We start from the raw sequence: 10,945 nt of genomic DNA on the forward strand, positions 1-10,945 counted from the left end.
GTTAATTCACCCATTTCCATGTGAATACGCGGACGTCATCGTCCGAATCCCGGTTGATTGTAACGGCGAGGTACGAGTCAGATAGCCGCTCCATGAAGCCCCCGCCCCATTCGGCGACGACGACGGCGTCCTCTATTTCGGTGTCTAAGTCTAGACTGTCCAGCTCCCCCAACGGATCCTCTGAATGATCCAAGAGGCGGTAGGCATCCACGTGCACCAACGTCGGCCCGCCCACGCGCGAGGGGTGCTCGCGCGCGATGACGAAGGTCGGCGACGTCACCCGCCCCTTCACCTGCATTCCGCGGGCAATACCCTGCGTGAAGGTGGTTTTCCCGGCGCCCAGGGGACCATCAAGAATAACCAGGTCCCCGGCCTCTAAAGCCGCGCCCAGCTCCTCGCCGAAGGCCTGAGCATCCTCCGGAGTGGCCGCCTCGCGGTGTCCTTCGTGTGGAAAATCACTGCGCATCGCTAGCTCCTTCGCGGTATGTGCGCTGGGTGCGCCCGGTAGGGCGGCACAGTACTTCGTAATTGATGGTCCCGGCTGCCTCGGCCAGTTCGGTAGCGCTCATGCCGCCACGGCCAAAGATAACGGCTGTCTCCCCGGCGCGCACACCGTGGGGATTGGCCCCAAGGTCGACGACAATCTGGTCCATACAGACCCTGCCCACCTGCGGGTAGAGCTCGCCGCCGATCCCTACCTGCAGCGCCCCTTGAAAGGCTCGCGGCAGGCCATCGGCATAGCCCACGCTGACGGTGGCGAGTTGACGGTCGCTGTCTGCTGTCCAGGTCAGGCCGTAGCAGGTGGACTCCCCCGCCGAAATCGGCTTCACCGCGACGACGGACGCTTCCCACGTCATGGCGGGCTTCAGCTCATGGTCGTGCCCGGCCACCGGTTCGAGCCCATACAGGACCAGCCCGACGCGCACCTGCTCGAAGCGCGCCGAGGGGCGGGTCAAGGCCGCGGGCGAGTTGGCCAGATGGTTCAGCGGGCACTCAAGCCCGAGCTCACGGGCAAGCGCTAGGGCCTGGCGGAACTCCGATTCCTGATGATCATTGTGCGGGTGCTCCGGCTCGTCCGCACAAGCAAAGTGGGACATGAGGCCGAGGACGGTGATGTGGGGGGCGTCGGCAAGCAGGCGGAAGGTCTCCTCCCACGCGTGCTTGTCGACGCCCGAGCGGTGCATCCCCGTCTCCACCATCACGAAGACCTCGGTGGGCGCATCAGTGGCGGCGATGAGCGCCTGGGCATGCGCCAAGGAAGGGATGCCGATCTGGATTCCGGCGGCTAGGGCCGGGGCGAGGTCCTCCGTCGGCTCCCACAGCCAGGCAGCGATGGGAAGGGTATCAATGACCTTCCGCAGCGCCACGGCCTCGGCCAGCGTGGCCACCCCGAAGGCGTCCGCCCCCGCCTTCGCCATGACCGGGGCGCAGCGCTCGATGCCGTGGCCATAGGCATCCGCCTTGACCACGCACATGAGGCGGGCCGGGGCCACCGCCTCCTTCACGCGAGCGACATTGTGGGCAATAGCGTTGAGGTCAACGGTGGTTTTCAACATGCCCACCATTGTGCCACTTAAGGGTGCGGCGCTATTCGACGGTCACCGACTTCGCCAGGTTGCGCGGCTGGTCCACGTCGTAGCCCTTGGCAGTTGCCACACCGCAGGCGAAAATCTGCAGCGGGACGGTAGCCAGCAGAGGCTGCATGAGCGTCGGCGCCTGCGGGATGCGGATGATGTGGTTGGCGTAGGCCTCGACGGCCTCGTCGCCCTCTTCCGCGATGACGATAGTGATGGCACCACGGGCGCGGATCTCCTGGATATTGGAGACGACCTTGGAATGCAGGGAATCCCGGCCGCGCGGGGAAGGCACGATGACGAAGACCGGCTGGCCCTCTTCGATGAGCGCGATGGGGCCGTGCTTGAGCTCGCCGGCGGCGAAGCCCTCCGCGTGCAGGTAGGCGATCTCCTTGAGCTTGAGCGCGCCCTCCAGCGCGACGGGGAAGCCGACATGGCGGCCCAGGAAGAGCACCGACTTGGCATTCTCCATGGCGTTGGCCAGGTCGTAGACCTGCTGCTCGTTGTCGATGATTGCCTGAACCTTATCCGGCATATCACGCAGATCCTCGAGGACGGAGTTGACCTCATCGGAGAACATGTTGCCGCGCAGGCGAGCCAGGTAGAGGCCCAGCAGGTAGGTCGCGGTGATCTGCGCCAGGAAGGCCTTGGTGGAGGCCACGGCGATCTCCGGGCCGGCGTGGGTGTAGAGGGCAGCGTCGGACTCGCGCGGGATGGAGGAACCCTGGGTGTTGCAGATGGCGATTACCTTGGCGCCCTGCTGGCGGGCGTGGCGCACGGCCATGAGGGTATCCATGGTCTCGCCCGACTGGGACAGGGCCACAACCAAGGTCTTTTCGTTGACGATCGGATCGCGGTAGCGGAACTCGTGGGCCAGTTCCACCTCGCACGGGATGCGGCACCAGTGCTCGATGGCGTAGCGCGCGACGTGTCCTGCGTAGGCGGCGGTGCCGCAGGCGATGACGATGATCTTGTCGATGGACTTGAGCACCGACTCCTCGATGCGAATCTCATCGAGGACCAGGTTGCCGGTCTCATCGAGGCGGCCCAGCAGCGTATCGCGCACGGCTGCCGGCTGGTCGTGGATTTCCTTCTCCATGAAGGAGTTGAAGCCGCCCTTTTCGGCCGCGGCGGCGTCCCACTTGATCTCGAAGGGCTTGCCCTGGGCGGGGTTGCCCTCATAGTCGGTGATCTCGACATCATCCGCGGTGATGGTGACGACCTGATCGTTGTCCATCTCCACGGCAGACTTCGTGTAGTCGATGAAGCCTGAGACGTCCGAGCCCAGGAAGTTCTCCCCGTCACCCAGGCCGATAACTAGCGGCGAATCGCGGCGTGCGGCCACGATGCGGTCGGCCTGCTCGGCGTGGATAGCCAAGAGGGTAAACGCGCCTTCCAGGCGCTTGCCGGTCAGCTGCATGGCCTTGGTGAGGTCACCGCCGGCCTCGTTGTGGAACACATCCGCCAGGAGGGTGGCGGCGACTTCGGTGTCGGTCTCGGAAACGAAGTTGTGGCCCTTGGCCTCCAGCTCGGTCTTGAGCTCGGCGAAGTTCTCGATGATGCCGTTGTGAACGACGGCGAGCTTGCCGCCATCCACCACGTGCGGGTGGGCGTTCAGATCGGTCGGGCCACCGTGAGTGGCCCAGCGGGTGTGCCCGATGCCCAGGACGGAATCCTGAAGCGGACGCGCGGCGATTTCGGCTTCCAGCGCGGCGACCTTTCCGGCCTTCTTGCGCCAGCCGATCTTGCCATCGGCGTACATTGCGACGCCTGCTGAGTCATAGCCGCGATACTCCAGTCGACGCAGGCCCTCCAGCACAACGTCTAAGGCAAAGTACTCACGGCCATCGGTGTTATGGCCAATGTATCCAACGATTCCACACATAGGTCGAAATTTTACAGCATGATTTATCATGCGGAATCTCAAGGATCGCGTTTGATTCTCCCCCACTGCCTTATAGTGTCCACCGCTTTACCTACTCTTTGCTCTATTCTGTAAAGCGTGTCTGCGAATTTGAAGAAGCATCTCGGTACGTTGTCTAAGCGCGGCCCGCACCGCGTCCTCGTCGGAGACCTGTCTTATGCAGGGCTTGAGGGCAAGGTGTACACCCCGGTTGAGGGCAAGGGCCTGCCCGCCGTGGCGTTTGCCCACGACTGGACGAAGAGCATCAAGGACTACCACGCCACCCTGCGCCACTTGGCCAGCTGGGGCATCGTAGTGGTTGCTCCGGATACGGAGACGGGCGTCTTTGCCAAACACCGCGACTTGGCTGCCGACCTCGAATCGGCCTTGCAAATTGCCGCCGGCGTCAGGCTGGGCGCTGGCAAGATTTCGGTCTCCGCTTCCAAGCTGGGTGTCTTTGGCCACGGCATGGGCGGCGGCGTGGCTACCCTCGCTGCCGTGGATAACCCGAAGGTCCGCGCCGTCGCGGCCCTCTACCCTGCCGATACTTCCCCGTCCGCGGTTCAGGCCGCACACGCAGTGAAGGCACGCGGCCTCGTTATTGGCGCGGGCCAAGATGATATCTTCCGCGCTGGAAACCCCGCGAAGCTGGCCAACGCCTGGGGCGGTCCGGTGGCTTACCGCGAAATTGCTAAGGGCACGCAGTCCGGCTTCAGCGAGGACAAGCTCTTCAAGTTGGCGCTTGGCTCCGGCTTCTTCCAAGGTTCCGCAGTCGAAACTGCCCGCGGCCTTGTCACTGGCTTCTTCCTGTCCACCCTCGCTGGCGAATCCAAGTACGACGACTTTGCGGCTGCCGACGCTTCCGCCAAAGGCGTCGAGAGCTTCGTCGGCGAAGACCTCACCAAACGCGCCGGCTTCTAGCAACAGGAAAGGTTTCGACGAGCTAGCACCACAAGGCGCACATGTACTCCGACTAAAGCAGGACGATCGTTTATTCGTCCTGCTTTAGTCGTTTTAACCGAGGAACCTCAATGAAAAGCCAGGCGATAAGTGCAATGCCCGGCAGAAGCAACTGAGCGGCCGTCCACAGTTTTATGTGGGCCATTTCTCTGTCGTATTTAATCTCAATGCCAAGCACAACAAAAGCCACCAAGAGGTACAGCATGGGAAGAACGCCCCACAAGACGTCATAAAGCCAAGGAACTGTCATGCGGTCTTCCCCCAAACCCTGGTTGATACGTACAGCGACTACTCACGCCACGGTAGCACCTGGGGCTGCTGGCGCACAGAGGAGTTTCCCGGTTTCCGTGTCACCCGCGCCTGAGCACCGATTGCACTTGACCGCGCGGGCGGCCTCGCCCCTGCCCCTGGCTTTGGCTGTGCGCTACGCCCCTGGCGGCTGGGCTTCGCCTCTGTGGGTCCGGGTGCGTTTGGGTTTGGGCAGCACGCTGCGCAGATTTTTCCAGCTCATCCTGTGCCTTAGCCATGGCTTTCTCAAACTCCAGTAGCCGTGCTGCTGTGCGCTCGCGGAATCCGCGCGCGAACTCATCAAAATCATTGTGCGGCATTACCACTGCCCTGCCTTTCGTGCGTGTACAGACGATGTCTCTGAGCTTTCTTGCGGCGCTATGTCTGGTGCGGCCTCAGTTGCGGGAGCGGGCCCTGGCGCTGGCTCGGATGCGGGTGCTGGCGCAGGATCCGGTGCTGGCACCGGTGCTTCCGCTGCTTGCATGTGTGCGAGCTTCTCCGGCGGTGCTTCTGGCTCCGGGACGTTGTTCAGCTCCGGCGGTGGCGGCGTAACACCATTGTCAGGAGCAGGTTCCGGCGCAGGCGGCGGACAGGGCTCTGGTTCTGGCTGGGGTTCGGGCTCTGGCTCAGGCACCGCCTCCGGTACAGGTTCTGGCTCCGGCAGGTTTTCGATGAAGTCCACAGCCGCCTCGGCCAAGAGGCCCAGCCCCAGGATGGCAACCCCTACGCCGAGGATTCCCAAGCTTCCGCAGCAGGATTCTTCAGGCTTGCACTCACCCGGCTCCGCAACTGGTGGCTGCTCTGGCGCCTCACAGTCTTCACCTTCTACCGGTTCCTCAGTGCACTCCTTCTCCTCAGCCACCGGCTCCATATCCTCCGGGCAGTCAATCACCTTCTGTTGCAGGGGTTCGGTGGGACTCTCCACCCCTGCATCGGCTGGCTTCGTGGTTTCTATTTCACGTTGCTGCTCACTGCAACCGCAGGACTGCGCTTCTTTCTCCGCATGGCAGCCGCACGGTGTGTGCTGCGCTTCTGGCGCAGTGGATTCCGGCTTAGGCTGCGCTACCGCCTCAGTTGGTGCGCTTGGAGGCTGGCTCGGTTTCGCAGGCTGTGGCTTCTCTTCATCCGGTGGGCACTCTTTTTCCTGCGCCGCAGCGGGACGAGTCGGCGCCGGTTCCTCCGGTGGCGCTACCGGTTTTTCAACCCCCTGCTCAACCGGTTGCTGCGGCGGGGCAGGTGTGGAAGGAGCCGGTGCGGGAGAAGGCTGCGCTGGCGCAACAGGTTCAGTGGACTGGGCCAGCTTCGTCGGTGCACAAGGCTCAGGCTCAGGTTGTGGGCACTGCTTCGGTTTGTCCTCACAGCCACATTCGGGTTCCGGCGGGGTTTCCGGAAGCTCGCGCTCACACACCTCAGAACAGCGCCTCTCAAACTCGCCATAGCAATTCTCGATGGCAGTATCGCGGTCCCGGCAGGTCTGCGTAATAGTGTCATTCGTCTGATCGATAAGGTCTCCACCAATGCTCGAAATCATTGGAACGATGGCCTTTCCCAAAGGGTGCCGCTGCAACAGCATCGTCAGGATGTTGAGCAGAGGAATGACAGCGGAAATGAGCTCTGCTACCGCAGAATCGGAAACATCGACCACATCCTCGATGGCCTCAGAGCACTGCTGCGCGGATTCCACCAGGTCATCGGCTTCCTCCCTTTCCTTCTCAAAGTCATCCTGCACGCCGCGCAGGTGATCCATGAGCGCTCCCCCGGCCAGCGATAGGACCGTTCCTAAAAGGAAATCTCGCAAACCATTGCCGCCGCGCCGCGGGCGTCGAGCACCCATCGCCGATGCAGTACTGCTAACCAGGTCATCCGGTTTTATCCCATCGACCGAGCCCACCATGTCCCCCAGCAGACCAATAGGTGTGCTGGGGCCGGAGTAGCCCCCTAAGCTAGCGGCCTGGAACTGGGACACCGCCTGTGAATAATCACCCAAAAGCGACTTGACCATCGTGGACATCAGTTCATCCCCGCTTCCTGCTCACCAAGCTGGCCAGAAAGACCACGGTCGATCTCCCCGAAAGCACGCAGCTGTGCGCGTGCAGCATCCGCTGTGGCCGATATGTTGTCCAACCGCCACGCTCCGCGCTCATGCAGCTGGCTCAGCAACGCCTGAATCTGCGCCCCATGCCCGCCGAAGTCCCTGCCCGCGGATGACGCGGGAAAGTTCGGTCTGTCCCCACGATGCGCGTCACTTTGGGCGCGGGTTTGGTCCACGACGGCGTCGAGAAGCCGCGTGGCTTCGTCCTCATCAAAAAATACGTCGGGCATGAGCGCCCTCCTTCTCGTCCACAACAAACAGTGATTCTTGCCCTTATTGGACTGAGAAACCTCCCCTCCGGTTCCCCCATCACCCACAAAACACGAAACCCCAGGCCACATGGCCCGGGGTTTAGCGTGGGTGCGTAGAACTAGACTGCAGCAACGACCGCAGCGAGCTTGCCCGCCACCTTGCGCGCCTGTTCTTCTTCAGCAGCCTCCACCATGACGCGGAAGAGCTCCTCCGTGCCGGACGGGCGCAACAGAACGCGGCCTGTGTTTCCAAGCTCCGACTCGGCAGCAGCGATTGCTTCCTTGACCTCAGGAGCCTTAAGAATGACGGCCTTATCGGATACCGGCACGTTAATAAGCACCTGTGGCAATACCGTCATCACGGAAGCCAGCTCCTTGATGGACTTCCCGGACTTCGCCATGCGCGCCATGATGGACAGGCCGGTCAGCGTGCCATCACCAGTGGTGCAGTCATCCGGCAACACCACGTGGCCGGACTGCTCGCCGCCCAGGGAATAATCGCCACGGTTGAGCTCCTCTAGCACGTAGCGGTCACCCACGGCGGTTTCCTTGACCTCGATGCCCTGTTCCTGCATGGCCAGCTTCAGGCCCAGGTTCGACATGACGGTAGCCACCAAGGTGTTGAAGCGGAGATCGTTGTCTTCCTTCATGCCCACGGCGAGGATCGCCATGATCTGGTCGCCGTCAACAACGTTGCCCTCGGCATCCACGGCCAAACAGCGGTCAGCGTCGCCGTCGTGAGCCAAGCCCAGATCGGCGCCGTGCTCGACGACGGCCTCCTGGGTCTTCTCGATGTGCGTCGAACCGCAGTCCTCGTTGATGTTGAAAGCATTGGGCTTGTTGTGAATGGCAATGACCTCAGCACCCGCAGCCTCGTAGGCCTGCGGTGCCACCTTGGAGGCAGCACCATTAGCGGTATCGACGACAACCTTGATGCCGCTCAGATCCGTGGTGACAACCTCGGCCAAGTGCTTGAGGTAGCGCTCGCGGCCATCGGGGGCCTCCGAAATGATGCGACCAATCTTGGTCGCAGTAGGTCCGTCTTCGGTGAGGCTTCCCATGGCAGCCTGGATGCGATCCTCCACCTCATCAGGCAGCTTCTTACCGCCCGCGGAGAAGAACTTGATGCCATTGTCCGGCATCGGGTTATGGGAGGCGGAGATCATCACGCCGAGATCTGCCCCAAAGTCATCGGTGAGGAACGCGATAGCCGGGGTAGGCAGCACGCCGACGCGTACGACGTCGACGCCACGCGATGCTAAGCCCGATGCGATCGCCGCATCCAGCATCTCACCCGACACGCGCGGATCGCGCCCGATAATCGCGAGCGGTCGACGCTCATAGGACTCGCGGTCCGAGGTCAATACCTCCGCCGCCGCCTGTCCCAAGCGCAAGGCCAGGATCGGAGTGAGCTTCTTGTTCGCTAAGCCGCGAACTCCATCGGTTCCAAAAAGTCGAGTCATAGTTGTTCATTATGCCTGCTACCCCATAGCTTCCGCAGATCGGGCCACCAACGATGTCTGTCTATGACTCGCGGCTTCACGTTGTGCAGGCCCTACGCATAGCGAAAGCCGCCGCCTCCATACAAGGGAAGCAGCGGCTTTCGAAAATGCAATGCGCGAAGATTAACGCTTGGAGTACTGCGGGGCACGACGTGCCTTGTGCAGACCAGCCTTCTTGCGCTCCACGGCACGAGCGTCACGGGTGAGCAGGCCGGCCTTCTTGAGGGCCGGGCGGTCAGCCGGGTTGTAGACGTTCAGTGCGCGGGCGATAGCCAGACGCAGAGCGCCGGCCTGGCCGGTCGGGCCACCACCGTTGACGGTGACCTTAATGTCGAACTGGCCATCGCGCTCAAGGATGGTCAGCGGCTGCAGGATGTCCTGCTGGTGCAGCTTGTTCGGGAAGTACTCGTCAAAGGCACGGCCGTTGACGGAGATGTTTCCGGAACCAGCAACGAGGCGAACACGAGCGATGGCGCGCTTACGGCGACCAACGGTCTGGATCGGGCCCTCGTGGATAGCCGGGGCAGCGGTCTCAACCTCAGCCTCGGTATCGGTTGCCAGGGAATCACCGATGGTGTTGGTGAACTCCTCGGTAGCGGCGGTTGCTGCAGCGATGTCGGCAGCGTCGGCTACATTGTTGTCGATGTTCTGCTCGGTCATTACTGTGCCACCTGCTTAAACTCAAAGGTTTCCGGCTTCTGGCCGGCGTACGGGTGCTCCTCGCCCACGAAAACGTGCAGCTTCTTGATGGAGGCGTTGGAAAGCTTGTTGTGCGGCATCATGCCCTTCACAGCTTCCTCGATAACGCGGACCGGGTTGGCGTCCAGGGACTGACCAAGGGTCATGGACTTCAGGCCGCCCGGGTAACCGGAGTGGCGGTAGCGCATCTCGCGCTCGCGCTTGTTGGAAGAAATGTGGATCTTGTCCGCATTCAGGATGATGATGTGGTCGCCGCAATCAACGTTCGGTGCGTACTGGGGCTTGTGCTTGCCGCGCAGCATGTCAGCCACGGTGGAAGCGAGCTTGCCCAGAACCACGTCGGTAGCGTCGATGACGTACCACTTGCGGGTGATGTCACCGCTCTTCGGGTGGAAAGTAGACAAAATGACTCCTTGAAAGTCTGTCTCGGAACTGCCGGCCATCGCTATGTAAGCCTTGACGCGGTACATACAGCGGCCGGTGGAGACCTGCAGCCCGCGCGCACCCACTAACGACGGGGTGCGGACACATAGGTGTTTCACTTTAGTACGCAGCAGTTTGAAAACCCAAAACGCCGATATCGCCCCTCACCAACGCCTCCACCTCAATTCATTCGGGGTGGGGGTAGAGACAGAAACGTTGATGAGAAGCGATACCGGCGCCTTCACTGGGCGGGCGGTGGAAGCTGAGTCAAGGCGGCGCGTCCAGCCCTTCCATTCCCTGCGCCTTCCTTTCCTAGCCTCCGCGCCTTCCTACCTACCGCTCATCACTCATGGTGGTGAATGGTGTTAAAGAAAAAGCTCACCCACCCAGTTCAAGACTCACAGCCGGGTCGGTTTATCCCCAGCTTGCGGCAGCGCGACGGTTGACGTCACTCATGTTGTCGTTGCCCTGGGAGACCGTGGTGGAGATGGTCGCCAGCACCGTGTTGAGCTCGGCGGCCGCCTTATCCCACTTAGCTTGCGCCGCGTTATATGCCGCAGCGGAATCTCCCTCCCAGGTCGATACCATCGGCTGCAGGGTGGCCTTCAGGTCACCGAGGAGTCCATTGATGCGACCGGAGGTGGAGTTGATGTCGGCTGCGGCGCCGGCGATGGCACCGAACTGATACTTGATTCCAGACATTGCGTGTTCCTTATCTTCTGTGTGCTCGTGTGTAATTCAACGTGTGCTGTAGTCAGTGAACGCAGCTAGCGCTACAAGGCCAGTCCCGCGCCGCCGACGTTCTCGAAGGACTGGGCGTTATCCGCCTCAACCGTGTCGAAGTTGCGGGCATTATCCCTGATGTTTTCGCTGATGGCGGTCAGCGCTTCACGCAGCTGCTGCGCGGAGGAGTTGTAGCGCTGCATCAGGTTGTCAAAGGAAACCTGCGCGCGGCCTGCCCAGCTGCCGCGAACGGAATCCACAACACCCTGCAGACGGGTGAGCTCACCCTGTACCTCGTCATTGGTGGAGTCGACGCGGCCGGCGGTGGCCACCATTACGTCGGCTTCTGTGCGGAACGTTTGAGTCATGTTCTTCTCTTTCTGTCTTGTTCCCTACCTGGGGTATATCCCTTTTCCAAGGGCTTGGTGTGTGTTTCTTTCCCCCCGAGAAGCACCCTGTGTCCTTCTCACCTTTATTGGACTGAGCTAGTGGCTCATCGGTTCCCGCCGCGTTCAAAAATCTTTTAGCTT

At 61.8% G+C, this 10,945-nt stretch carries 12 protein-coding genes; 1 reads left to right on the forward strand and 11 read right to left on the reverse strand.

All coding sequences use genetic code 11. From position 1 onward, the window contains the following. Position 1: 1 nt before the first annotated feature. The 3 genes from tsaE to glmS are packed head-to-tail and all read right to left on the reverse strand — an operon-like array spanning position 2 to position 3,459. The gene (gene tsaE, locus QP999_RS01400) at positions 2-466 is read right to left on the reverse strand and encodes a tRNA (adenosine(37)-N6)-threonylcarbamoyltransferase complex ATPase subunit type 1 TsaE (RefSeq protein WP_070530761.1); all 465 of its coding nucleotides are present in this window, start codon (positions 464-466) and stop codon (positions 2-4) included. Then, positions 456-1,562 (reverse strand): alanine racemase, encoded by a 1,107-nt coding sequence (gene alr, locus QP999_RS01405; RefSeq protein ID WP_284847586.1) that lies wholly within the window; start codon positions 1,560-1,562, stop codon positions 456-458. The genes tsaE and alr overlap by 11 nt, the downstream gene beginning before the upstream one ends. A 25-nt stretch (positions 1,563-1,587) precedes the next feature. Beyond that, positions 1,588-3,459 (reverse strand): glutamine--fructose-6-phosphate transaminase (isomerizing), encoded by a 1,872-nt coding sequence (glmS, locus tag QP999_RS01410; protein WP_284847503.1) that lies wholly within the window; start codon positions 3,457-3,459, stop codon positions 1,588-1,590. A gap of 117 nt (positions 3,460-3,576) precedes the next feature. Between glmS and QP999_RS01415 the strand changes: the two genes are divergently transcribed. Beyond that, positions 3,577-4,398, forward strand: coding sequence for a dienelactone hydrolase family protein (locus QP999_RS01415; protein ID WP_070565018.1), 822 nt, complete (start codon positions 3,577-3,579; stop codon positions 4,396-4,398). A 70-nt stretch (positions 4,399-4,468) separates the two neighbouring features. Here QP999_RS01415 and QP999_RS01420 read toward each other — a convergent pair whose 3' ends face one another. The 8 genes from QP999_RS01420 to QP999_RS01455 form a co-directional block, all read right to left on the reverse strand. Then, positions 4,469-4,687 carry a hypothetical protein gene (locus QP999_RS01420; protein ID WP_070521584.1) on the reverse strand — a complete coding sequence of 73 codons (219 nt, stop codon included), beginning with the start codon at positions 4,685-4,687 and terminating at the stop codon, positions 4,469-4,471. A 357-nt stretch (positions 4,688-5,044) separates the two neighbouring features. Then, a complete protein-coding gene (locus QP999_RS01425) occupies positions 5,045-6,736 on the reverse strand; it encodes a prolipoprotein diacylglyceryl transferase (RefSeq protein ID WP_284847506.1) in 1,692 nt (563 codons plus the stop codon). After that, positions 6,736-7,047 (reverse strand): hypothetical protein, encoded by a 312-nt coding sequence (locus QP999_RS01430; protein ID WP_070563739.1) that lies wholly within the window; start codon positions 7,045-7,047, stop codon positions 6,736-6,738. Before QP999_RS01430 ends, QP999_RS01425 begins: the two co-directional genes overlap by 1 nt. 140 nt (positions 7,048-7,187) lie before the next feature. After that, positions 7,188-8,531 carry a phosphoglucosamine mutase gene (gene glmM / locus QP999_RS01435; protein WP_070530775.1) on the reverse strand — a complete coding sequence of 448 codons (1,344 nt, stop codon included), beginning with the start codon at positions 8,529-8,531 and terminating at the stop codon, positions 7,188-7,190. A 162-nt stretch (positions 8,532-8,693) separates the two neighbouring features. Further along, positions 8,694-9,230 carry a 30S ribosomal protein S9 gene (gene rpsI, locus QP999_RS01440; protein WP_070521636.1) on the reverse strand — a complete coding sequence of 179 codons (537 nt, stop codon included), beginning with the start codon at positions 9,228-9,230 and terminating at the stop codon, positions 8,694-8,696. Then, positions 9,230-9,673, reverse strand: coding sequence for a 50S ribosomal protein L13 (rplM, locus tag QP999_RS01445; protein WP_010189505.1), 444 nt, complete (start codon positions 9,671-9,673; stop codon positions 9,230-9,232). Before rplM ends, rpsI begins: the two co-directional genes overlap by 1 nt. 433 nt (positions 9,674-10,106) lie before the next feature. Further along, positions 10,107-10,394 (reverse strand): WXG100 family type VII secretion target, encoded by a 288-nt coding sequence (locus QP999_RS01450; RefSeq protein ID WP_070521638.1) that lies wholly within the window; start codon positions 10,392-10,394, stop codon positions 10,107-10,109. Between the two features lie 71 nt (positions 10,395-10,465). Then, positions 10,466-10,783 (reverse strand): WXG100 family type VII secretion target, encoded by a 318-nt coding sequence (locus QP999_RS01455; protein ID WP_070521640.1) that lies wholly within the window; start codon positions 10,781-10,783, stop codon positions 10,466-10,468. Positions 10,784-10,945 lie beyond the last annotated feature (162 nt).

The organism is Corynebacterium sp. MSK004 (assembly GCF_030232515.1).
Lineage (GTDB): Bacteria > Actinomycetota > Actinomycetes > Mycobacteriales > Mycobacteriaceae > Corynebacterium > Corynebacterium hesseae.

Bases quoted from the DNA above. Each gene is read 5' to 3' on its own strand.
- QP999_RS01430 (WP_070563739.1), bottom strand. From the start codon at position 7,047: ATGCCCGACGTATTTTTTGATGAGGACGAAGCCACGCGGCTTCTCGAC.
- tsaE (WP_070530761.1), bottom strand. From the start codon at position 466: ATGCGCAGTGATTTTCCACACGAAGGACACCGCGAGGCGGCCACTCCG.
- QP999_RS01425 (WP_284847506.1), bottom strand. From the start codon at position 6,736: ATGTCCACGATGGTCAAGTCGCTTTTGGGTGATTATTCACAGGCGGTG.
- QP999_RS01450 (WP_070521638.1), bottom strand. From the start codon at position 10,394: ATGTCTGGAATCAAGTATCAGTTCGGTGCCATCGCCGGCGCCGCAGCC.
- glmM (WP_070530775.1), bottom strand. From the start codon at position 8,531: ATGACTCGACTTTTTGGAACCGATGGAGTTCGCGGCTTAGCGAACAAG.
- QP999_RS01455 (WP_070521640.1), bottom strand. From the start codon at position 10,783: ATGACTCAAACGTTCCGCACAGAAGCCGACGTAATGGTGGCCACCGCC.
- glmS (WP_284847503.1), bottom strand. From the start codon at position 3,459: ATGTGTGGAATCGTTGGATACATTGGCCATAACACCGATGGCCGTGAG.
- QP999_RS01420 (WP_070521584.1), bottom strand. From the start codon at position 4,687: ATGACAGTTCCTTGGCTTTATGACGTCTTGTGGGGCGTTCTTCCCATG.
- rpsI (WP_070521636.1), bottom strand. From the start codon at position 9,230: ATGACCGAGCAGAACATCGACAACAATGTAGCCGACGCTGCCGACATC.